Annotated in this window: 20 protein-coding genes and 1 pseudogene; 11 read left to right on the top strand and 10 right to left on the bottom strand. The window is 40.1% G+C overall.

Translation table 11 applies throughout. The annotated features are described in order from the left end of the window. The first annotated feature begins 127 nt into the window (after positions 1 to 127). From L0B70_RS03865 to L0B70_RS03855, 3 genes and pseudogenes are all read left to right on the top strand, one after another. Entirely contained in the window at positions 128 to 1288 is a 1161-nt protein-coding gene (locus L0B70_RS03865) for a GlmU family protein (RefSeq protein WP_235142985.1), read from the top strand. Between the two features lie 254 nt (positions 1289 to 1542). After that, positions 1543 to 2896 (top strand): annotated as a pseudogene (locus L0B70_RS03860) (rhodanese-related sulfurtransferase). A 40-nt stretch (positions 2897 to 2936) separates the two neighbouring features. Further along, positions 2937 to 3503 (top strand): 5-formyltetrahydrofolate cyclo-ligase, encoded by a 567-nt coding sequence (locus L0B70_RS03855; protein ID WP_235142984.1) that lies wholly within the window; start codon positions 2937 to 2939, stop codon positions 3501 to 3503. On the opposite strand, the gene L0B70_RS03850 is transcribed toward L0B70_RS03855, so the two are convergent. Both L0B70_RS03850 and L0B70_RS03845 read right to left on the bottom strand, forming a co-directional pair. After that, positions 3461 to 4045 carry a hypothetical protein gene (locus L0B70_RS03850; RefSeq protein WP_235142983.1) on the bottom strand — a complete coding sequence of 195 codons (585 nt, stop codon included), beginning with the start codon at positions 4043 to 4045 and terminating at the stop codon, positions 3461 to 3463. The genes L0B70_RS03855 and L0B70_RS03850 overlap by 43 nt on opposite strands. Then, entirely contained in the window at positions 4032 to 5198 is a 1167-nt protein-coding gene (locus tag L0B70_RS03845; protein WP_235142982.1) for a hypothetical protein, read from the bottom strand. The genes L0B70_RS03850 and L0B70_RS03845 overlap by 14 nt, the downstream gene beginning before the upstream one ends. 170 nt (positions 5199 to 5368) lie before the next feature. Here L0B70_RS03845 and L0B70_RS03840 point away from each other — a divergent pair, with 170 nt between their 5' ends. Further along, a complete protein-coding gene (locus tag L0B70_RS03840; RefSeq protein WP_235142981.1) occupies positions 5369 to 5695 on the top strand; it encodes a hypothetical protein in 327 nt (108 codons plus the stop codon). 54 nt (positions 5696 to 5749) lie between these two features. Here the strand turns inward: L0B70_RS03840 and L0B70_RS03835 are convergent, their stop codons facing one another. The 7 genes from L0B70_RS03835 to L0B70_RS03805 all read right to left on the bottom strand — a co-directional run bounded on the left by L0B70_RS03835 (position 5750) and on the right by L0B70_RS03805 (position 12980). Next, positions 5750 to 6520, bottom strand: coding sequence for an RNA methyltransferase (locus L0B70_RS03835; protein WP_235142980.1), 771 nt, complete (start codon positions 6518 to 6520; stop codon positions 5750 to 5752). A gap of 26 nt (positions 6521 to 6546) precedes the next feature. Further along, complete coding sequence (rmuC, locus tag L0B70_RS03830; protein ID WP_235142979.1) at positions 6547 to 8058, bottom strand: DNA recombination protein RmuC; 1512 nt, start codon at positions 8056 to 8058, stop codon at positions 6547 to 6549. Between the two features lie 68 nt (positions 8059 to 8126). After that, positions 8127 to 8888 (bottom strand): DUF5995 family protein, encoded by a 762-nt coding sequence (locus tag L0B70_RS03825; RefSeq protein WP_235142978.1) that lies wholly within the window; start codon positions 8886 to 8888, stop codon positions 8127 to 8129. A 93-nt stretch (positions 8889 to 8981) separates the two neighbouring features. Then, a complete protein-coding gene (locus L0B70_RS03820) occupies positions 8982 to 9470 on the bottom strand; it encodes a YciI family protein (protein ID WP_235142977.1) in 489 nt (162 codons plus the stop codon). A gap of 36 nt (positions 9471 to 9506) precedes the next feature. Beyond that, complete coding sequence (gene pncB / locus L0B70_RS03815) at positions 9507 to 10688, bottom strand: nicotinate phosphoribosyltransferase (RefSeq protein ID WP_235142976.1); 1182 nt, start codon at positions 10686 to 10688, stop codon at positions 9507 to 9509. Between the two features lie 88 nt (positions 10689 to 10776). After that, positions 10777 to 11253 (bottom strand): Dps family protein, encoded by a 477-nt coding sequence (locus L0B70_RS03810; protein WP_235142975.1) that lies wholly within the window; start codon positions 11251 to 11253, stop codon positions 10777 to 10779. 95 nt (positions 11254 to 11348) lie between these two features. Then, on the bottom strand, positions 11349 to 12980 hold the full coding sequence (locus L0B70_RS03805) for a leucine-rich repeat domain-containing protein (protein WP_235142974.1): 1632 nt from the start codon (positions 12978 to 12980) through the stop codon (positions 11349 to 11351). A gap of 110 nt (positions 12981 to 13090) precedes the next feature. Between L0B70_RS03805 and L0B70_RS03800 the strand changes: the two genes are divergently transcribed. The 7 genes from L0B70_RS03800 (at position 13091) to L0B70_RS03770 (ending at position 19459) form a co-directional block, all read left to right on the top strand. After that, complete coding sequence (locus L0B70_RS03800; RefSeq protein WP_235142973.1) at positions 13091 to 14461, top strand: hypothetical protein; 1371 nt, start codon at positions 13091 to 13093, stop codon at positions 14459 to 14461. A 114-nt stretch (positions 14462 to 14575) separates the two neighbouring features. Next, positions 14576 to 14989 (top strand): 30S ribosomal protein S12, encoded by a 414-nt coding sequence (gene rpsL, locus L0B70_RS03795; RefSeq protein ID WP_039349192.1) that lies wholly within the window; start codon positions 14576 to 14578, stop codon positions 14987 to 14989. 25 nt (positions 14990 to 15014) lie between these two features. Beyond that, entirely contained in the window at positions 15015 to 15491 is a 477-nt protein-coding gene (gene rpsG / locus L0B70_RS03790) for a 30S ribosomal protein S7 (protein WP_235142972.1), read from the top strand. A 6-nt stretch (positions 15492 to 15497) separates the two neighbouring features. Beyond that, complete coding sequence (gene fusA, locus L0B70_RS03785) at positions 15498 to 17615, top strand: elongation factor G (RefSeq protein WP_235142971.1); 2118 nt, start codon at positions 15498 to 15500, stop codon at positions 17613 to 17615. Positions 17616 to 17633: 18 nt separating this feature from the next. Further along, entirely contained in the window at positions 17634 to 17939 is a 306-nt protein-coding gene (gene rpsJ / locus L0B70_RS03780) for a 30S ribosomal protein S10 (protein ID WP_039349183.1), read from the top strand. A gap of 164 nt (positions 17940 to 18103) precedes the next feature. Continuing rightward, positions 18104 to 18937 (top strand): GLPGLI family protein, encoded by an 834-nt coding sequence (locus L0B70_RS03775; RefSeq protein WP_235142970.1) that lies wholly within the window; start codon positions 18104 to 18106, stop codon positions 18935 to 18937. A gap of 21 nt (positions 18938 to 18958) precedes the next feature. After that, positions 18959 to 19459 carry a low affinity iron permease family protein gene (locus L0B70_RS03770; RefSeq protein WP_235142969.1) on the top strand — a complete coding sequence of 167 codons (501 nt, stop codon included), beginning with the start codon at positions 18959 to 18961 and terminating at the stop codon, positions 19457 to 19459. A gap of 13 nt (positions 19460 to 19472) precedes the next feature. Here L0B70_RS03770 and L0B70_RS03765 read toward each other — a convergent pair whose 3' ends face one another. After that, a complete protein-coding gene (locus tag L0B70_RS03765; RefSeq protein ID WP_235142968.1) occupies positions 19473 to 22154 on the bottom strand; it encodes a hypothetical protein in 2682 nt (893 codons plus the stop codon). Positions 22155 to 22156 lie beyond the last annotated feature (2 nt).

Genomic DNA, 22156 nt, shown 5'->3' with positions numbered 1-22156 from the left:
AGATATTAAGGTCTCTCAGTTTTTCTGAGAGATTTTTTTTATTGTAAATTTGTAAGAAGTTCGCGCTGGCATCCAGGAATTTATTGTCTGTCAGCGATTACCATTTATCCATCATCAAATTTATTCTATGCAAATTGCTTTTTCTGATGCCCAGTTTTGGGAAGATTTTTTACCGCTTACTTTTACAAGACCAGTTGCAGAAATGCGGTGCGGAATGTTAACTTTCTCGGAAAGATGGCAGAAATTGCTGAATACAGAGGAGATTTCGTACCTCACGGAAGATTATCTGCAGGAAAAATTTCCCAAGCCTGCAAACACAGAAAGTCTTTTGCTTGTTCCGAATTTTCTGCCGAGTGAAAACGTTTTGCAGCAGATAAAAGAGCTGCAAAAAGGCGAAGCGCTCGTTTATGAAAACGAACTGCTTGCGGCGAAAATCAACATCGAAAATTTCTCCCTGAATCAGATCGAAAAAATGACGGACATTCATGAGGAACTTCTGTTTTTCAAGCAGCCAACCGATCTATTTTCTTATAATGAAAAAGCCATTAATTTTGATTTCGAACTGTTGACGAAAGGCAGAAATTCGGCAGAACTTTCGGCGACGAACGGATTTCTGGGTGAACCCGCCGATTTGTTTATCGAAGAAGGCGCAACGATAGAATTTTCGACGTTAAATGCAAAAACGGGTAAAATTTATATTGGTAAAAACGCCGAAGTGATGGAAGGCTGTAACCTGCGCGGCCCGATTGCGCTTTGCGAAGAATCTAAGTTCAATTTGGGCGCGAAAATTTATGGCGCGACCACCATTGGTCCGCACTGTAAAGTTGGTGGCGAAGTTAATAACATCGTGATCTTTGGCTATTCGAATAAAGGGCACGACGGCTTTGTCGGGAATTCGGTGATAGGCGAATGGTGCAATATTGGTGCAGACACCAATTCCTCAAATCTAAAAAATAATTACGCTGAAGTGAAAATGTGGAATTACAGAACGAAGCGTTTCGCGAACACCGGACTTCAGTTTGCGGGATTAATTATGGGCGATCATTCGAAAACCGCGATCAATACACAATTAAATACAGGAACTGTGGTGGGCGTGGCGGCGAATATTTTTAAAAGTGGATTTCCGCCCAATCTGATCGAAAGTTTTTCCTGGGGTGGCATGAAAGGTGATGAAAAATTCAATTTGGAAAAAGCCTACGAAGTTGCAAAATTAGCGATGGCGAGACGGAAAGTTGAGTTTACAGAAGCCGACAGAAATATGCTGAAACATATTTATACAGAATTCTAATTTTTTTTTACCTAAAAGTAAGTTTCAACAGAAGACCGCTCGTGTCGCAGCCCGACCTGAGTGGAGCTCTTTTTTGGTTTTGCGGCTTCGGAAGATTTTGATGGAGTGCTCTGCTCTGGCCGCAAAACCAAAAAAAGCGGGAACGGAGGGCGGATAAAGCTGCCCAAAAGTCGCTGCATACGCACTTATTCAATTTTCAAATCTATTTTCTTATCTTTGCGCTCACAATTTTCTACCCTTAAACCGTTTATAGCATGCAACTGTACAACACCTTAAGCGCAGAAGAAAGAGCTCAACTTATTGATGAAGCCGGTAAGCAACGTCTTACTTTGTCTTTCTATGCGTACGCCAAAATCCTGGATCCCAAAAAAATTTCGCGACGAATTATTTATAGCCTGGAACGCCCTGGATGCGCTTGGGCGTATTTATGTCGCTCACGAAGGCATCAATGCTCAGATGAGTATTCCCGCCGAAAACATCGATGCTTTCCGCGAAACGCTGGAAGGGTATGATTTTATGAAGGGCATTCGCCTGAATGTTGCCGTAGAGCAGGACGACCATTCCTTTTTAAAGTTGACCATAAAAGTTCGGCACAAAATTGTCGCCGATGGTTTGAATGATGAAACTTTTGATGTTACCAACAAAGGCATTCATCTCAAAGCACAGGAATTTAATAGTTTGCTCGAAGATCCAAACACAATTGTTGTCGATTTCAGAAATCATTACGAAAGTGAAGTCGGGCATTTTGAAGGTGCGATCACGCCCGATGTGGAAACTTTTAGAGAAAGTTTACCTATTATCAACGAGCAGTTACAGGATTTTAAGGAAGATAAAAACCTTTTAATGTATTGTACAGGCGGAATCCGGTGTGAAAAAGCCAGTGCTTATTTCAAACATCAGGGTTTTAAAAACGTTTATCAGCTGGAAGGTGGAATCATTGAATACACGCGCCAGATTAAAGAAGAACAGATCGAGAGTAAATTCATCGGGAAAAACTTTGTTTTCGATCATCGGTTGGGAGAACGGATTACCGATGATATTGTTTCGCAGTGTCACCAGTGCGGCAAGCCGTGTGATAACCATACCAATTGCGCCAATGATGCGTGCCATCTGCTTTTTATCCAGTGCGATGACTGTCAGGCCGCCATGGAGAACTGTTGCTCTGTAGAATGTTTGCAAATAACACATTTGCCGGAAGCTGAACAGATTAAACTGCGACGCGGAAAACAAGTTGGAAATAAAATTTTCAAAAAAGGAAAATCGGAAGCTTTGAAGTTTAAAAATTCCGGAGATCTGCCACAGAAACCTTTGGCGAAAGCAAAAAATATCCGGCAGAAAATTGCAGTTAAAAAAGTGTTGCTCGGAAAAGCCGAACATTATTATACCAAATCGAAAATTGCGCAGTTTCTTCTCGAAAACAAAGAACTTTCGCTTGGCGATGAAATTTTAATCTCGGGTCCCACGACTGGTGAGCAGAAAATGACAGTGACAAAACTATTCGCTAACGGGAAAGCTTGCGAAACCGCACAGTCCGGCGATCAGATCACCTTCGAAACGCCCTTTAGAATCCGGTTGTCCGATAAATTATACAAAATTTTGGAGGCGTAATTTAAACTTTGGCGTAACTTAGATACCTAAAGACTGCTCCATGACAAAATCTGATTTAAGAATACGATATACTGAAAAACGGCAAACCTTATCGCAAGATGAGGTTTTGTCTTTATCCGAGAAAATATTTGAAAATTTTTTAGTACAATTTAAACCGGTGCCCTCTCAAAAAATACACTGTTTTTTGCCTATTACGGAGAAAAAAGAGATCAATACGCGGATTTTTATCCAGTATTTTTTTGATCATCAAATTAGGGTATATGTTCCGAAAATTTCCCATGGGAAATTAATTTCTGTTGAGATTACGCGCGAAACCGCTTATATTAAAAGTTTCTGGAATATTCTGGAACCCGAAAGCAACATCGATTCGGAAGAAAAAGATTTTGATTTTGTCATCACGCCTTTACTTTATTGCGATGACAAGGGTAATCGCGTGGGTTACGGAAAGGGATTTTACGATGAATTTTTCGGGAACATCAGTTCAAAAGCTTTGAAAATAGGCGTCAGCATCTTTCCGCCGGCAGAAAAAATTGATGATGTTTTCGAAGGTGATATTCCCCTAGATTATTTGGTAACGCCTACTGAAGTGCTGTCTTTCCGCGGCTGAATGTCGAAATCCACAAAATAAAATTTAAATTCTTTTTTAAATTTCACGGGCGAAAGTTTCAGCATATACTGCGCATTTTTCTCAAACTTTCCGATAAGCCGGTCTCGCGAATCGAAGTACTCCACGTCAAATTTGGCAAAATCCAAAGTGTCTTTATCGGTGATTTTTTTCGTCACTTCGATATTTCCCACTTTTACGTTTTTGACTTTAAAACTGTCGAGCTGTTTCAAAATAGGCTGAAGTTTGTTAGAATCGCTTTCAGCGAAATAACTTTTCATTTGGGCATAGATCACGGAATCGATTTCCGTATCGCGGTTTCCCGAAGTGTAAAGCGTGGAAAGATCCAGGAGTTCCTGAATTTTCTGCTTTGTAATAAACGAAATCGCCTGCGCACTGTCCATTTTTGTGGCCGGGTAAAATTTTTCGTTCGTATTATTTCTAACTTTTTGAAGATCGGATATTTGCGTATTTTCTTTTGTGCAAGCGAGAATCATCAAAAGAAAGGTCGATAAAATAAGGATCAATTTATTATTTTTCTTCATCAGTGTCAATTTTAAATTTAATCATAACAATTTTCCCGGCTTTGTCTGTTTGCGTATCAATCACGTCGAGATTTTCCAGAGAAGCCGAGGGAAGCGTGACGAGATTGATATACCGCTGCTTATTCATCGTTTCCACGCCGTAAAACTGATTGTCGAAAACCTGATAGATTAAAGCGTTGTCGTTGATCAAGTAGTTTAAACTTTCCCGTTTCTTTTTTAAATCTTTTAGCGATTTGGAGTAGTAAAACAGCATGATTGCATAATCGTTTGGCTTCAGCTCTATATTTTCCGCTTCCGGCGCGCTTTCGAGATTTCTTTGAATCGTGTCGGTCCTGTAATAAGGCGACGACACCACCATCGTTAAGGTCTTGGATTTCGTAGTGTATACAAAAGGTTCGTTCGGTTTCGCCACGTAGAGGATGGGCGATTCGTTTTCTTTTATAATCTGAACCTGAAGTTCGGCATTGATTTTTGAGTTTCGATCGGCATCAATAAAACTGTAATAGAATTTTTTACTGAAAAGTTCGTCCTTGAAACCTAAGATGCCAACCAAAACGGCAAGAATTGCCGAAATTCCCAACCACAGATATTTTTTTACAAGAGAAACGGTGGAGCGGATATCCTTATTTTTATCAGTCTCAAATTTCTCTGATATTTTACTAACAGATTGATTTTCAGTATTTGTATTTTGTAAATCAGTGTTTTCGAAGCGAATTGTTGAAAGCTCTTCGGGTGATTTTACTAAATTTTCCGTAGTTTTCTCCTCGGTACCTAAATCTTCTGAATTTTCGACTTCTTTTTCCAGTTGATTGATCTCAGTTTGTTCTAAATCTTCAAACTCTTTTAAAATTTCATCTGTAAACAAATGATTTTTTTTGAAGTCGTACCACGATACGTAACCCGCGTAAATACTGAGAATATTCAACATATCAATGCGCGGAAGCTTGGTTACCGGAGAAGTTTTAAAGTAGGTGTAAAACGATTTTTCGCTGATGTTTCCTTTCGCTATTTTTCGTAAATCTTCCTGAAAGTAAATGATATCTATGCCCTTCCACTTCGAAATATCATCGAAGGAAGGCGTGTGATTTTCTAAATATTGAGTTTGTACCTCGCTTTTTAGCTGTTCAAAGTGTAATAAATCTAAATCGCTCAATGGCTAAAAATTATGTAAGAATTTGATTATCAGGATGTTTATTTTGTAAAACGATTTTACAAATATATTACAATTAATTTTCTAAAACAAATTTAAAACTCAGTATACCTTTGTCCTGTTCATATCGCTGAACATTATTATTACAACAAAACAATTAAATTTAATTTATTATGAAAAAGTCATTATTCGTAGCTGCTTTCGCTGCTTTAGCTCTTGTAGCTTGTAAAAAAACTGAAACTGTAGAAACTGCTAACGCTGCTGATTCTGCTACTGCTTCTTTAGCTGATTCTGCTGCTGTTGTAGCTGATTCTGCTGCTATGGTTGTTGATTCTGCTGCTTCTGTAACAGTTGATGCTGCTAAAGATGCTGCTTCTGCAACTACTGCTGCTGGTGCTGACGTAGCTAAAGATGCTGCCAAAGGTGCTGCTGATGCTGCTAAAGGTGCTGCTGATGCTGCTGCTGGTGCTGCTAACGATGTAAAAGAATCTACTAAATAATTAGTAATTACTTACAAATTAACCGTTTCTCTTCGAGAAGCGGTTTTTTTTTGCTTAACGCTGAAGTTTCTGGCGCAAAATCTCATAACAGCTTATCGCAACGGCATTGCTTATATTCAAGGAATCGATACTTCCGGCCATAGGAATTAATGTATTTTCGCCTTTGCCCACCCAAAAGTGGCTTAACCCCGAATGTTCCGTGCCGAAAAGTAGGGCCGTTCTTTCTGTAAAATTCTTTTTATAAAGATCTTCTGCGCTCTCGTCCATCAAAGTGGTGAATATCTTAAAGTGATTGCTTTTCAAAAACTCGAGAAGTTTCACGTTGTCCGACTGAAAGAAGTTCATCCCAAATAAACAGCCGACGCTGGAGCGGATGACGTTCGGATTATAAAAATCGGTCTTGGGATCGGTAACAATAATGGCATCGATGCCAAAGGCTTCACAACTTCGTAAAATAGCTCCAAGGTTTCCGGGCTTTTCAACGCTTTCTAAAATAATGATTGCGGCGTTTTCCTTCGGTTTAAATTGGTCCAGACCCGTATTTTTTGTGTGATAAACGCCGATAATTCCTTCCGAACTTCCGCGATACGCTAATTTTTCGTAAACTTTTCCGGATACTAAAGTGATTTTTCCTTTCGGAGAATCTCCCTCATAAATGCTTTCGCAAATAAAAAACTCCTCGCTTTGATAGCCGAAAGTAAGTGCCCTTTCATTTTCCTGTTGGCCTTCGACCACAAAAAAGCCGGACTTTTTTCGGAATCTGTTATCCGTAATCAGGCGGGTGAGGTTTTTTACTTTTTCGTTGTGCAGGCTTTCAATTAGCATATTTTTTGTGACTTCAAGGTGCAAATCTAATTATTCTCGTCGAAACCCAATAGATTCTCCGCAGACTCTTCCAAACTCTGTGGGATGTTTTTCTTGTTTTTAATGCCCAGACCTTTCAGTTTAATGGTTTGCGTAATAAGATTGTCGTTGCCTGTTGAAAGCTGTTTGAAAGCATCGTTATACACATTTTTTGCCTGATCGATATTTTTTCCCACCTTCTCCAGGTTTTCTACAAATCCCACGAACTTATCGTACAGTTTTGCGCCTCTTTCCGCAATCTCGGCGGCATTTTTATTTTGATATTCTCTTTTCCAAAGATCAGAAACCAGTTTTAGTGAAGTAATTAAATTGCTTGGATTTAAAAGAAGAATTCGCCGGTCGTAAGCAAAATTCCATAAAGCAGGATCGGCCTGCATTGCAGCGATGTAAGCGGATTCGCTGGGAATAAACATCATAACAAAATCCAGAGATTTGTCGTAGTCGTCGTAGGCTTTTTCGCTCAGTTGCTTAATGTGATTTTTAATAGAATTCAAGTGCTGATTTAATTTCACCTGATAAATCTCGGGATCAGTTTCATCAACCAGTTCAACAAAAGCGGTCAACGAAACTTTTGAGTCGATGATGACGTTCCGTTCGTCGGGATATTTCACCACCGCGTCCGGACGCATTTTTTTTCCGGAAAATTCGGAGAAAAGAGCTTTGTTATCTTCGTCCCGAAGTTCGTGTTCCAGAAAGTATTCGCGGCCTTTCACCAGACCCGATTTCTCCAGAATACTTTCCAAAATCATTTCGCCCCAGTTTCCCTGTGTCTTGCTTTCGCCTTTCAAAGCGCGCGTTAATTTTTTTGCGTCTTCGGAGATTTGCTGGTTCAGCAGCGCCAATTCCTTTACTTTTTCGCCCAAAGAAAACCGCTCTTTCGATTCTTTGTCATAAGTTTCGCCGACTTTATTCCGCAGTTCTACGATTTTTTCCTGAAAAGGTTCTAAAATGTTTTTGAGATTCAGTTGATTTAAAGTCGTAAACTTTTCAGTCTTTTCTTCCAGAATTTTATTGGCTAAATTTTGAAATTCACTTTTTGCCAACTCCTGCATTTTCGATATTTCTTCTTTTTGATTTTCGAGGAGTTTTTGAAGGTGTTCGTTTTGGGCAGAAAGCTGTGCTTTGAAAGCGATTAGCGCTTGTTTTTCTTCCTGTAAATTTTTCAGATCCGCCGTTTGCAGGGTATTAACTTCAGTCAATTCTGAAATCTTTTGATTCTGAGAACTGTTCACCGCAGAAATGGTGGCCATCTCATTTTTAAGTTGGTTTAAAATTTCCGTCTGCTGAATATTGGTGAGTTTTTCCGTCTGAAGAAAAGCTTCAATTTCGCTCCTTTTCGTAAGTGAATTTTCCAGGTCTGAGTGAGTTCGGATAAAATCGTGATTCATTTCATCGAAAGATTTTCGTTGAACATGCGTAGATTTTAAGACAAAATATAAAACAACGGCGCCAAGAACTGCGCCTAAAATAATTCCAATAAGTAAAGTTGTGATTTCCATCTTTCAAAAATAAGAAGAAAGAAATGATTTTTTTGCATTTTGAAAAAGTTCTTCGTTAAACTGTACTTTTAGACTTTGGTAGCGGAAAGAATTCCAATGTTTTTTGCAACATCGCTGCTTTCGCAGACTTTAAGTTTTTTCAGAAGCTGCGGCGGTGTTTTGGTTGAGAGGATAATGTTTCTGCCAACTAAGGTTGCGGCGTTATCGATCATATTAATTAAAGAAGGCCGAATAAACGAAACAGCGTTCGAAAGGACAAAGGCGCTGGCCCAGGAAGTCTGGCGCGCTTTGGAAATCGCGAAATCCAGCATCACATTATCTTCACCGTTCGAAATCTCATCTACCAGTTCGATTGGATAGCATATTTTACTTAATGCATTCTGAACATTTTGGTTGATGGCGGCAATTACTTCATTTATTTTATTAAAATCTTTTTTCAGCGGATTTATTTTGCGGTACGGCATGATCGACGCGGCAGAAACACCAAGATCCAGATTGATATGGGCGTTGATGCCGAGCAGAATATGCTGCATGATCAACAGCTCTTTATTTTTAGAAGCTTCGAAAGCGGTAAACCAGGCGTTCGTGCATTTTCGGTTGTTTTGAAAGTTGTCTAAAGCCTCGAAATAGCGGTTGGCAAAGGCGAGATCCAAAGCAATCATTCTTTTTCCGTCCTCGAATTTATTTTGCTTTACGCCATTTAAAACAGCCACGGTCATGCTGCGATACGTGCAGGCAAAATAGCCAAGCGGACTGTTATTCGTGGTGCTCCAGGCGATGATCTCGTCTAACTTTTGAATAACTTCTTCAATAGTGGTTAGGGTTTTCATCGGTAATGGTTTTTAGTTTAAAGTAAAATTACCATTTTCTGCAATATTAAATCACAGATTCCTTTGTTTTTTGAAAACGTTTTGTTCTGAAGATCAGAGCGCATCTTGCGATATTTGGTGGTGATATTTTAAATGCATGGGGATGGCTGCGGAACCGTAGAAAGGCAGGATTTCCACGCTGAAAATGCCGGCTTTTACTGTTGGGTCGTTCTGTAAAAGCGATCGCGCTTCGGCTTCCGTAGCAACATCCAGCAGGAAAATTCCGCGATAACCTAAATTATTCTTCGTGGCAAAAGGTCCGGCGAGTTTTAGTTTTCCGGCTTTTTCCATGGCCGTCATGTTCGAAAAATGACCTTTGAAAAGCTCCTCGCGTTCCTTTTTGTCTGTAATTACAGAGTCTTTCGGTCCCGTTTTCAAAATGACGAGCATATAGTTTTTCATGCCTCTTTCATCGGCTCCAAGAGAGTCCGCGAGCTGACGGTTGTACTTTTTATGCGGCGATTCCGCAGCTTGCACGGTATTTTGAGCTTTACCAGCGAGCGGAAGTACGGACAGAACCATTAAATAAAAATATTTTTTCATCAGTGAAATTTTTACCGTTATTTAACGTGCATTTTACTACTCTTTAATTCTCAAAAATTCTTTCGCGAGCTCGATCATTTTGGGATCGCCGGTATATTTGCCGTGTTCATCGGAAAGTTTTACAGTTGGAATCCACTCACCGTTCATGGATTGTACGCCGACGAGTTTCATGACGATGTTCATGGGTTTTAATCCAACATCATTGGTCAAGTTCGTTCCAATGCCGAATGAGATGCCGATTCTTCCTTTGCAGGCCGCAGTTATCTCTGCCACTTTTTCCAGATTTAAACCATCAGAAAAAATAATGTATTTAAACAAAGGATCGATGCCGTTTTTAACGTAGTGCGCAATGGTTTTATTGGCAAATTCGATCGGATCGCCGCTGTCGTGACGGACGCCGTCGAAAAGCTTCGCAAACTTTTTATCGAACTGCTGAAAAAAAACTTCGGTTGTATAAGTATCCGAAAGTGCAACCCCCAAATCGCCGCGATACACATCTACCCAATGCTCCAGCGAAAGGGCGTTGGCCATTTTAAAACCATATTCGGCCGCATGAAACATAAACCATTCGTGCGCATGCGTACCAATGGGTTTGATGCCATATTTCATGGCAAAATGAACATTCGAAGAACCAATAAATCTTTTGGTATCGTTATGGTGCGTTAAAGCTTCGACGACCAGAGCCTGAACCTGATAAGAATGCCGTCTGCGTGTACCAAATTCCGCAAAAGTGACACCAAGCGCGTTGAGTTGATTGGCTTTTTCCAGCGTTTTCGCCCGGACGGTTTCGTTAGGTTCTCTCTCCAAAGAATTGGTTTCGTAATAAAGTTCTGAGATCAACGCCAAAAGCGGAACTTCCCACAAAATGGTGCGGTACCATTCGCCTTCTACGGTAACTTCGAGATCGGTTCCCGTCTGAACGATATCCACTTCGGACGGATCGTAATGGTAGCCTGCGAGGAAATCCAGATAGGGCAAATCCATATAAGGACACGTAATCCGCAGGTATTCCTTTTCTTCTTTCGTAAGTTTCAGTTCGGCCATCGCGTTAACTGCTTTTCGAAGCTCGGTGTCGAAACCTGGCGGGAAATGATGTTTTCCGCGATTGATAAACTGATATTTCACCTTTTCGTTCGGAAAAAGTTTTACCACGGCATTTTGCATGGTGATTTTATAAAAATCGTTGTCGAGGATCGATTTTAAACGAACGTCATTCATCTTCAAAAGTATATTTTAACAAATGTAAATATTCAAAACAAAAATCGCCTCAGAAAGACGATTTAATGCTGAAATATTTAAATATTTTTTATTTACCGAGATACGAATTGTACATCCAGACTTCTTTTTCCTGCTCTGTAATGTAGTCGCTCATTTGAGAATTGGTGCCCTCGTCGCCGGCTCTTTCGGTAATTTCGAGAAGGTCTCTCTGCAGATCGATCACGACTTTAAAAGAAGCCAAAATATTCTCTACAGCTTTCGTAGCATCGGAAACTTCTTTGCTTTCTTTGATGGTAGAAAGGGTTAAATAGTCCGTATAGTTGTGGTTGGGTGTAGAGTCCAGTGTAAGAATTCTCTCGGCAATCTCGTCGATTTTCAACACCAAACTGTTGTACAATTCCTCAAATTTTGGGTGCAGCGTAAAAAACTGATCACCTTTGATGTTCCAGTGCGCCCCTCTCGTGTTTTGATAGAAGACAGAATAATTCGCTAAAAGTATATTTAGTTTTTCAGAAATGTTCAGACAGTCGACTTCGCTGAGCCCAATAATAGTAGGATTTTTCATAAATTTTATTTGAAGCTAATTTAGGAAAGTTATTATGGTTTTCCAACATTCCACGATTGAAGAAAGCGATATGACCGATTATGAACGGAAGCGCGTTACTTTTTGATCATTTTAAATGATTTTATTCCTTCGTCAGTTTTAATGGAAATAATATAATTGGCAGCAGGCAGATGACTGATATTGATGTCTTTTTTATCGTCCGTCAGGATCAGTTTCCCACTTAAATCGAAAATAAACACTTTTTCGATATGCTGTCTGATGGTTTTGATGTGGATGAAATCGGTGGCTGGATTGGGATAGACCACCAAATCGGTTTTTACTTCCGCTGTTCCTAAATCCTTTCCTAAAGTAACAGGCTCGCGAAAGAAGGAAATCTCCAGCAAGGCTTCTGGCAGTTTTTCGAAAGTATAAGCTTCGCAGGTATAATCGGTAAAATCGTCGTCTTCAACTTTGCTGATATAGTAACTTTCTGCGGTTACAGCGGTTTTTTGATCCAAATTTTTAAACCAGGTGAATTGATAATCCTCGCCTGAAAGAGATTGCGGCAACGTGGCTGAAGTTCCTAAAGCGGCGAAAACCGTTTTCTCTTCATCATATCTTTGGGGCGAATACGTAAAATCAGCCAGAATTTTATCTTTACTGATGAAGTTTTTAATATCCTGTCGGGTGTATCGGTTGTTTTCGAGAAAAGTCAGCGCGGGAATGTTATTGGGGATCTCGCCGGAAAGCTGATTACCCGTTAAAGAAATCATTTGTAATTGGGAGAGCTGCAGAAGCTCGGCGGGGAAAATTCCGGAAATTAAATTTTTATCAAGATACAGCTGTTCCAAATCCTTCAAAACCAATAAACTTCCGAAGCCACCGGAGATTTTATTATCTGAAATATTAAAATGGACCAACTTTTTTAGCTGAGAAAGTTCCGTTGGGAAGGCAGTAATCTGGTTATCTGCCAGGGAAAGCCACTCGAGATTTTTTAAACTGGCTAACGCCGCGGAATAATTGGTGGCGAATAAATTACGGCTTAAATCCAGAGAAGTCAGTCCGGTCAAGCTTGAAAGTTGGGACGGAATTTGGGTGAGCTGATTGCCGGAAAAATTGAGTTCCTTTAAATTGGCAAGAGCAGATAAAGCGCCGAAATTTTGAGAAATTGTATTGTTGCTTATATTAAGCGATTCCAGACTTGTTAAGGTGGAGATGTTCGACGGAACAGCTGTTAAACCAAGCTGTGACAAATCTAAAACCTGCAGTGTCGGAAAATTCTGAAGAAAGGTATTGAGATCCGCAAAGGCAAAATTGTTGTTGCCGACTGAAATTTCTTTAAGATTGAAGAGCGGTATAATCACCGCCGCCGGATCACCGCTTAAACGGTTGTTGCTGATATCTAAACGCACCAGATTATTGAGGGAGGAAAGCGCCGGCGCAACTTCGCCCATTAATTGGTTGGAACTCAAATCGAGTTTTTGGAGTTTGGAAAAACCTGAAACAGAGGGTGGGAAATTTCCTTTTAAAGCATTGCCACGCAGATTGATCTCGGTAACACTGCCGTTTTTTATTTTTACGCCATACCAATATTTCGGATCCTTTTCAAAGTCCCATTTCTGACTCCATTCCTCGCCAGACGTGGCCAAATATAGGTTGACGAGTGCGGTTCTTTCTGCAAAGGAAATACTGTACTGCTGGGCAAAGTAAAGCTGCGAAAAGAATAAAAAAAGGAGAAATTTTTTCACCGATTTGTGTTTATTTATGAGGTACAAATATATATTAAAACTTCATATTCAGAATAATTTTTTAAAATTTCGCATATTTGCCGTGTAACGAAAAATTTTGGATTCAGTTTATGAAGAAGTATGTTGTACTGGCGGTTGTAATCGTCTTAATTTATTTTTTTCAGTCTTTTTTTCTCGCTGCCGGCGGTATTGGCGCAGACAGCTTGTCCTACTTCGGCATTGCGTCGGATCTGCCGCGGCCGGAGACCAATCTTTTTCCTCTGGGTTTTCCCGTGCTGGTGCAGCTTTTTCATTGGATTTTCCAGGATTATTTCTGGGCAGCAAAATTGCTGAATATTTCCATGGTTATAGGAATTTTAGTCTTCTCCTGGTTCAAACGGTTTTACTTTAAAGAAACGGTGCTTTTGTTTACGGGAAAAACTGTTTTTTTTGTACTAAATATCGTTAACTCGGAAGGGCCATTTATCTTTCTGCTCTATTTTCTTCTTTATTTTCTTCATGAAAGGTTTCGGGACAAAATAAAAGCCGAGACTTTTATCATAGGTTCGTCCCTGGTTATGATCGCTATGTTTAGCGTGCGGTATTCTGCCATTTACATTTATTTAGGAATTGGTGTTTTTTGGATGGTTAAGATGATGAAGGGAAATTACACTCCTTACAAAAATGATCTGTTTAAATTTTTACTAGTTTCCGGAGCGGGGATTGCGGGCTATTTAGGATTTAATTATATGACATTCGGCAGTTTCACCGGAGAAAACCTCCGTGGCGCGCCGGCGCAATACCAGTTCATTTATCTCTTCCGCGATTTTTTGGGAATGACCAATGTGGTTGATCCGTTTATCGGTTTGAAACCGGCTTCGAACAGTATCGGAAGTATGACTTTTCAGGTTTTGGTTATGACGCTGGATGTAGGATTATTGATTTACTTCATCAAACTGTATAACAGAAAAAAAGCTTCGCTTGCGCTGGATTTTCATCACCTGCTTTGGATTATAGGAGGCTTTTATACGGTGACTTTATTTATTTCCGGTCTTTTTCAACAGATCGAAGAAATGAACGTCCGAATGTTGGCGGCGGCAAACTTCTGTTTGTTTTTCTCTTTCCTCCTTATTTATTTTAAGGATTTAAACTCCGATAAAATTATTTTTAGGGTCGGTTGTTTTTTTCTGATTTTCCTAACGGCATACAGCCTGAAAATGCCGGAGAACTATTTGGAAAATAAAAAAGAGATTGCGACGCAGATGCCAAAATTTAAATCTAAAAAATTTATCTTCGATGATGAAAAGGAGCGTAAATTGGTAACGACGTACGAGATTCCAATGTTGAAGACCTCCTTTCAGTATTCCCATACAAATGCACAGCAGGGCAACATTAAGCAAAGTATTGCGAGCACGGTAAATCCTGAGATTAAGTGGCTAAAATACGATACCATTCCCGACAAATCCCAGGTTCTATACACCTCGCAACTTCGTCTCAAATAATTTTACGTTCTTTATATATAGGAGTTGCTAATTTGGAAAATCATTATTAATGATTTGAGTTTGTGGGATAAAAAAATAATTATTACTTTTGCACCCTAAAATAAAAAGCAATTAATGCCTACTATTCAACAACTAGTTAGAAAAGGAAGAGTCGCACTTACCAAGAAGAGTAAATCGGCTGCCCTTGATTCATGTCCACAAAGACGAGGTGTATGTACAAGAGTATATACTACCACTCCTAAGAAACCTAACTCTGCACTTAGAAAAGTTGCAAGGGTAAGACTTTCAAACGGTAAAGAGATCAACGCCTATATTCCCGGCGAAGGACATAATCTTCAAGAGCACTCGATAGTATTGGTACGCGGAGGAAGGGTGAAAGACCTACCGGGAGTACGTTATCACATTGTTCGTGGAGCTTTGGACACCGCAGGTGTAGCTGGAAGAACTCAAAGAAGATCTAAGTACGGAGCTAAAAGACCAAAACCTGGTCAGGCTGCTGCAGCACCAGCAAAAGGTAAGAAAAAGTAATCTTTAAATTTTAAGAAACGAAACAATGAGAAAGACAAAAGCGAAAAAAAGACCGTTGTTACCGGATCCAAAATTTAATGATCAACTGGTAACAAGATTTGTAAACAATTTGATGTACGACGGTAAAAAATCCATCGCCTTCAAAATATTCTATGATGCAATGGATATCGTAGAAGCAAAAAAAGGAGAAAACGAAAAAGAATCTTTGGAGATCTGGAAAGATGCTTTAACTAACGTAATGCCGCACGTAGAAGTACGTTCACGCAGAATCGGTGGTGCAAACTTCCAAATTCCAATGCCAATTCGTGCCGACAGAAAAATTTCTATGGCAATGAAATGGTTAATCAAATATTCTAAAGCAAGAAACGACAAATCAATGGCTCAGAAATTAGCCTCTGAAGTAATCGCTGCTGCAAAAGAAGAAGGTGCTGCGTACAAAAAGAAAACAGACACTCACAGAATGGCTGAAGCAAACAAAGCATTTTCACACTTTAAATTCTAATCTGAAATGGCAAGAGACCTATTACTTACAAGAAATATTGGTATCGCTGCGCACATTGATGCAGGGAAAACTACCACAACAGAAAGAATTTTATTTTATTCCGGAAAAAACCATAAAATCGGTGAAACCCATGAAGGTGGTGCTACTACCGACTGGATGGAGCAGGAAGCGGAAAGAGGAATTACCATTACCTCTGCTGCAGTAACTGTAGACTGGAAATTTCCAACTGAACAGGGAAAACCTCTTCCGGAAGCGAAAGATTATCATTTCAACATTATCGATACACCGGGACACGTAGATTTTACCGTAGAGGTAAACCGTTCCCTTCGTGTACTTGACGGACTTGTATTTCTTTTCTCCGCAGTAGATGGAGTAGAGCCACAGTCTGAAACCAACTGGAGACTTGCAGACAACTACAAAGTTGCACGTATGGGCTTCGTAAACAAAATGGACAGACAGGGAGCTGACTTCCTTATGGTTTGCAAGCAAGTGAAAGAAATGCTTGGTTCTAACGCAGTTCCAATCGTATTGCCAATCGGCGACGAAGCTGATTTCAAAGGTGTTGTAGACTTGGTAAAAAACCGTGCGATTGTATGGCATGATGAAAACCACGGTTCTACCTTTGATATCGTAGAAATCCCGGCTGATATGGTGGACGAAGTGAAACAGTTCAGAGCACAGCTGATTGAAGAAATTGCTGCTTATGATGAAGATCTTTTGGAGAAATTTATGGAAGACGAAAATTCCATTACCGAAGAAGAAATTCACAGAGCACTTAGAGCTGCAACGCTTGATATGAGTATCATCCCGATGACATGTGGATCATCATTTAAAAATAAAGGAGTACAGTTCATGCTTGATGCTGTTTGTAGATACCTTCCTTCTCCAATGGATAAAGAAGCGATCGACGGTACAGACCCAAGAACAGATGAGCCTATCTCCAGAAAACCTTCAGTATCCGAGCCTTTCGCGGCCCTGGCCTTTAAGATTGCAACCGATCCTTTCGTAGGTAGACTGGCATTCTTCAGAGCCTATTCCGGAAGACTTGATGCAGGTTCTTATGTACTGAACACAAGATCCGGTAACAAAGAAAGAATCTCCCGTATTTTCCAGATGCATGCTAATAAACAAGAGCCTATTGAATTTATCGAGGCGGGTGATATTGGTGCAGCAGTAGGATTTAAATCCATCAAAACTGGTGATACGCTTTGCGATGAGAAACACCCTATCGTACTTGAATCTATGGTATTCCCTGATCCCGTAATCGGTATCGCGGTAGAACCTAAGACTAAAGCTGACCAGGATAAAATGGGTAACGCTTTAGCCAAATTAGCTGAAGAAGATCCTACTTTCCAGGTTAAAACTGACGAAGCTTCAGGACAGACGATCATCTCCGGTATGGGTGAACTTCACCTCGACATTATTGTTGACCGTATGAGAAGAGAATTTAAAGTTGAGGTTAACCAGGGTGAACCACAGGTAGAATACAAAGAAAACCTTACACAAGTTGCTCCCCACAGAGAAGTTTACAAAAAACAATCCGGTGGACGTGGTAAATTTGCTGATATCGTGTTTGAATTGGCTCCGGCTGATGACAACAAACCAGGTCTTGAATTCATCAATGAAATCAAAGGCGGTAACATTCCAAAAGAATTTATTCCTTCCGTAGAAAAAGGTTTCAAAGAAGCCATGAAAAATGGTCCTTTAGCTGGTTTCGAAATCGAAGGCATCAAAGTAACCTTGAAAGACGGATCTTTCCACCCGGTGGATTCCGATGCACTTTCTTTCGAACTTGCTGCTAAAATGGGCTTCAAAGAAGCGGGTAGAAAAGCCAAACCGGTAATTATGGAACCAATCATGAAAATTGAAGTGGTAACGCCGGAAGAATACATGGGTGATATCGTAGGTGACCTTAACAAAAGAAGAGGTACTGTAAACGGAATGGACGACCGTAACAACGCGAAAGTAATCAAAGGATTCGTTCCACTTTCCGAAATGTTCGGTTATGTTACCACGTTGAGAACCCTTTCTTCAGGTAGAGCAACATCTTCTATGGAATTCGAAAAATACGAAGCAGCACCATCAAACGTCGCTGAAAAAGTAATCGAAAAAGCAAGAGGTTAATATTTAAATTAGATTAAAATGTCACAAAGAATCAGAATAAAATTAAAATCTTACGATTACAATTTAGTAGACAAATCTGCTGAGAAAATCGTAAGAACGGTAAAAGCAACCGGTGCCATTGTAAACGGCCCAATTCCTTTGCCAACGAACAAGAGAATCTTTACTGTACTAAGATCTCCGCACGTAAACAAAAAAGCAAGAGAACAGTTCCAGCTTTCTGCACACAAGCGATTGATGGACATCTATTCTTCTTCTTCCAAAACGGTAGACGCCCTAATGAAATTAGAGTTGCCTTCCGGAGTAGACGTAGAAATTAAAGTGTGATAAAAGAAAAACCAAAATCGTAAGATTGAAGTTTTTCCAAGCAAAGCACTTTGCCATGATAGCAAATCCCTTTTCGAAAGAAAAGGGATTTTTTTGATCAAATTTGAACTATTAGGTATTGCAAGGTTCTATAATGTGTTTTATATTTGTTTAAAATTCTAACCATGAAAATTTTATTTTTAAGCTTCGTAATGATAAGTGCATCATTGCTGGCGCAAACACACCGCTTTATTTATGAATATACTTTTAAAACCGATTCCACCGCTACAGATAACCGTAAGGTAAATATGGTTTTAGATGTTAATCCAGATGACGTTAAATTTTACAACTACGATTTTGTGCAGACTGATTCCCTCAACATCACAAAGGGACAGAATAACGTCGTATGGGACGACACGCCGGCGGTCATCCGCAAGAAGAATTCCTTTAGCAACTCCAGTTATATCCATGTGCAGAATATGTTTATTGTTGATACCGAAGATCGGATAGACTGGAAGCTTGCTGACGACACACGGACCTTCGGCGGCTACAATCTGCAGAAAGCAACTGCGAAGTTTGGCGGAAGACACTGGACCGCCTGGTTCACCAAGGATATCGCCCTCAGCGAAGGACCCTATAAATTCAGAGGGTTGCCCGGTTTGATATTTGAAATTTATGACGATAAAGACAATTTTAAATTTACGCTTCTGAAGAGTTATAAATTGCCCAAAACATATGATACCTCAGGAATTATTGAGAACTTTGCCGGACAGAAACCGGTTAAAATTTCCGGGGAGCGATTGAAAAAGTTGATGCTGGAGAATTACAACGATCCGCTGCATGAGTTTAAAGAACATTATAAAAACAATACGGATCCCAGCGCCAGATTTATGGTGATGGGCATCGAAGTGAAGCGGCCCGAACAGCTGAAAGAACTTTCGGATATGGTTCAGGCGAACATCCGTAAAACAAATAATCCCCTCGAAATCGATAAAGCCGTGCATTATCCCGAAAAATAAACTTTTTTAAATACACGTAAAATGGCAAAGCCGAACAAGTCCTTTTTCGAAAAATTTTCCAATTGGGCAACCACGTTCACTGGAAGTTCCGCGACCTTTATCGGTGCGGTCACCATCGTATTGGTGTGGGGAATCTCGGGACCTATTTTTCAGTATTCCGAAACGTGGCAACTCGTGATCAACACAGGAACTACGATTATTACTTTTTTGATGGTTTTCCTCATTCAAAAAGCCCAGAACAAAGACGGCAAAGCCATCCAAATCAAACTGAACGAACTCATCGCAGCAAATGAAAAAGCCAGCAACCGTATTGTGGACATTGAAGATCTTTCGGAGAAAGAACTCGATCAACTTCATATGTATTACGAGAAACTTGCCGATTTTGCGGAAGACGACGGCGATATTCATTCCTCGCACTCCATCGACGCCGCGGCCCGCAACCAGGATTTAAAAAACGAAAGATTTAAAAAACGCCACGAAGAATGGCTTCAAAAGCAAAACGAAAAAAAGGAATCACACTGATTCCTTTTTAAATTTAATTCCGCTTCATAAAATAATCGAAATAAGAACAGCTGGTTTGCAGATTTCTTGCGGTTTGCGTGTCTGCGTAGTTCTTTTTCAATGTTGCAAAATACTTCCGGTATTTTTGGTTTTTCGTTTGTGCTAAAACCTGCATTTGATCCTCTTGCTTCTGCTGCCAGTTTGGATCGGAGTAATCTACGTCCGGATTATTGTTCGCTTCATACTGGTAATATTTTCCCTGTTCGGCGCTTGCCATTTGGAAGAGAATCCGGGCTTTCTCTTCCGGGTTCCGGCTTTGGTCTAACGCTTTTTGGTAATAATTCAGTGCCAGATCGAAATTGTCCGGTTCGGTGGCGATGTCCCACGTAAAATTCTTGTAGTAATATTGAAAGGCCGGCTTTTTCGTATTTTGAAAATGATACTTGCCGCCGTTAGCATTATTTACGTCCATCACAAAAACCTGACGGTAATAACCAAGTTTCGAAGTATTGTACAGTAAATTTCCGATAAGTTGATTGGCTTGCGCGGCTTTTTCGCCGGTTCCGCTGCCCGCTTTCTTCAGCTGAAGTAATGCATTTGCAAGATCCAGCTTATTCATATCATTTTTAATAAAGGGAAATGCCGCAAAGTTTTCCGCCCTCATGCTTTCGTGTTCGGGACTATCGAAACTCTCCCAAATATTATGGCCGAAAATGAGGGAAGAAATAGGTGCGTACCCATTGTAGGAATTTCCATAATCGATTTTTCGGACCGTCGGTTTTTCGCCGTTGCCCCAGTCGTATTCCGTTCTCGGAATCCCGCTGAAACCTTTTGCCACCTCATAATACTTTTTCGCTTTTTCGAAATTGGCCAAACGCATTTCGCGGTCGCCGTAAATTACATTAAAGAACGCGTCGATGTTGCCGACATCATCGATATTTTTTGCGATGATTTTTTCTTCCAAAATCGTTTTGTCCGGTTTTTTGTAAAAATCTTCCACACTTTTTACGAGTTCTGAATTGGGATTGTATTGTAAATCCGACAGTTTATTACTCATCAAAAACGATTTGCCTTTTTCTCCCTGAATGAAATACCGGTTTGCTAAAATGTCCCGCACAAATTCCCGCGTGGAGGGTTGGTCTTCTCCGTAGAAATTATTTTCATCATCGAGCATAGCCATATTTTCCGCGAAAATTTTCGGATAGGTTTTCATTAAATAATTTTCGTATTCTGGCGTAATTTTCGGTTCCGAAACGATATCGTTCAGCATTTTCATGCGGTCGATCTGCGCAAGATATTCCGGGTTTGCGGTTTTGATCTGGTTTAATGTTTCCGCGCTTTCTTCGTAATCCTTTTTTAGAAAAGAACAATAAGCATCTGCAATTTGCCAAAACTCATCATTCGACTTTTCTTTAATTTTTGAAGTGAATTTTTCAAAATCTGCCAAAAAATTATCTGAGCTTTTATCAGTCTCTGCATTTGAGTTTTTGGTGTAAAATGGAATTCGGTTCGGATTGTTCAGCAGATCATTTTCGCTTTGGTCCGCTTCTTTTTTCGGCGCTGAATTTTTATCGGAACTGAAAAGATTTTTAAAAAAATTTTTTATTTTCTGCCAGAAACTTTCTTTGGTAGAATGTTCAACCTTTTTATGTTCTGTACTGGCCTTCACATTCGGTGTATTCGCTGACGCATCGCCGTCGACATTTGCACTGAAATAGACGGGCAGATAATTCCGTTCCAGTTCGTTGATGCTTCGGGCAGCAAGAACTTTCAGGATCTCCGAATTAGGATCGATGTCGTACATTTTTTCCATCATCGGCAGCGGGTTGCTGAAGTCTTCGTAAGCTAAAAGAAAATAGGCCATGTTTTTTTCTTCGGGAGTTTGCGCTCTTTTCATGATGTTGTTAAAAGAAGCCGAATCCGAAAGTTTCATGGAGATGAAGGCGCTTTCTTTTCGGCTTTTGCTTTTAATAAAAACCTGAAAGAAATTCCAGTTCGCTTCGCCGCCCTTTTGCAGGCCGCGCTGTGCGCCCGCAAGCTGATCCAACGCCAAAAAGTACGGCGCGGATTTTAATTTTAAAGGTGCTACAAACTTTTTAAACGCTAAAGTGGAAGCCTCATAATTTCTCGTATAGTGATTAAACCGGACGAGCTGATACCCGTAGCGCAGTTTAATCTCCGGATTATTGGCAGCGTTGTAAAGCGAGGTTAAGGCCGCGACGGTTTTTTGGTAATCGAGTTGCGTCGCGTTTTTTGCATTTTCGTCGCCGGTGTAATAAAAAGAGTCGGGACTTTCAACATAATTGATGCGCATGAAAGGTTCCAGATATTTAGCTTCGATGAGATAGTCGAATCCTTCTGCGAATTTTTGGTAAGAACCTAATTTGGATAATATCTGATTTGGCGGATTTCCTTTCTTAAAAGAATTCAGTTCAGACATCGGCATTTTCTCCACCAAATTTTTCGTCTCGGCGTAATTGAGCGAATTTCCGAAGAATTTTTGCCAGTTTTCTATATTTTCATCGGGGATTTCGAAATGTTCGTGGCCGTAAAAACGGTTCGAAAAAGTATGCAGAAAAGGCAGATACGTTTTGTCTTTGATGATGCTTTGCGTGAAGAGATTGAAATAATCGTAGTCCGGATCGTACCACGCGCAGGCTTCGGCTTTCGGAATCATCAAAAAAAATAAGGCAGCAGAAAGAATAACTTTTTTCATAA

Source organism: Kaistella sp. 97-N-M2, from assembly GCF_021513235.1.
GTDB lineage: Bacteria > Bacteroidota > Bacteroidia > Flavobacteriales > Weeksellaceae > Kaistella.
The sequence above is the reverse complement of the archived record's forward strand: the minus strand, read 5'-3'. Positions and strand labels throughout refer to the sequence as shown.

What these genes read in the sequence shown, in the direction of transcription:
- L0B70_RS03865 (WP_235142985.1), top strand. Translation starts at nt 128, where the DNA reads ATGCAAATTGCTTTTTCTGATGCCCAGTTTTGGGAAGATTTTTTACCG.
- L0B70_RS03855 (WP_235142984.1), top strand. Translation starts at nt 2,937, where the DNA reads ATGACAAAATCTGATTTAAGAATACGATATACTGAAAAACGGCAAACC.
- L0B70_RS03850 (WP_235142983.1), bottom strand. Translation starts at nt 4,045, where the DNA reads ATGAAGAAAAATAATAAATTGATCCTTATTTTATCGACCTTTCTTTTG.
- L0B70_RS03840 (WP_235142981.1), top strand. Translation starts at nt 5,369, where the DNA reads ATGAAAAAGTCATTATTCGTAGCTGCTTTCGCTGCTTTAGCTCTTGTA.
- L0B70_RS03835 (WP_235142980.1), bottom strand. Translation starts at nt 6,520, where the DNA reads ATGCTAATTGAAAGCCTGCACAACGAAAAAGTAAAAAACCTCACCCGC.
- rmuC (WP_235142979.1), bottom strand. Translation starts at nt 8,058, where the DNA reads ATGGAAATCACAACTTTACTTATTGGAATTATTTTAGGCGCAGTTCTT.
- L0B70_RS03825 (WP_235142978.1), bottom strand. Translation starts at nt 8,888, where the DNA reads ATGAAAACCCTAACCACTATTGAAGAAGTTATTCAAAAGTTAGACGAG.
- L0B70_RS03820 (WP_235142977.1), bottom strand. Translation starts at nt 9,470, where the DNA reads ATGAAAAAATATTTTTATTTAATGGTTCTGTCCGTACTTCCGCTCGCT.
- pncB (WP_235142976.1), bottom strand. Translation starts at nt 10,688, where the DNA reads ATGAATGACGTTCGTTTAAAATCGATCCTCGACAACGATTTTTATAAA.
- L0B70_RS03810 (WP_235142975.1), bottom strand. Translation starts at nt 11,253, where the DNA reads ATGAAAAATCCTACTATTATTGGGCTCAGCGAAGTCGACTGTCTGAAC.
- L0B70_RS03800 (WP_235142973.1), top strand. Translation starts at nt 13,091, where the DNA reads ATGAAGAAGTATGTTGTACTGGCGGTTGTAATCGTCTTAATTTATTTT.
- rpsL (WP_039349192.1), top strand. Translation starts at nt 14,576, where the DNA reads ATGCCTACTATTCAACAACTAGTTAGAAAAGGAAGAGTCGCACTTACC.
- rpsG (WP_235142972.1), top strand. Translation starts at nt 15,015, where the DNA reads ATGAGAAAGACAAAAGCGAAAAAAAGACCGTTGTTACCGGATCCAAAA.
- fusA (WP_235142971.1), top strand. Translation starts at nt 15,498, where the DNA reads ATGGCAAGAGACCTATTACTTACAAGAAATATTGGTATCGCTGCGCAC.
- rpsJ (WP_039349183.1), top strand. Translation starts at nt 17,634, where the DNA reads ATGTCACAAAGAATCAGAATAAAATTAAAATCTTACGATTACAATTTA.
- L0B70_RS03775 (WP_235142970.1), top strand. Translation starts at nt 18,104, where the DNA reads ATGAAAATTTTATTTTTAAGCTTCGTAATGATAAGTGCATCATTGCTG.
- L0B70_RS03770 (WP_235142969.1), top strand. Translation starts at nt 18,959, where the DNA reads ATGGCAAAGCCGAACAAGTCCTTTTTCGAAAAATTTTCCAATTGGGCA.
- L0B70_RS03765 (WP_235142968.1), bottom strand. Translation starts at nt 22,154, where the DNA reads ATGAAAAAAGTTATTCTTTCTGCTGCCTTATTTTTTTTGATGATTCCG.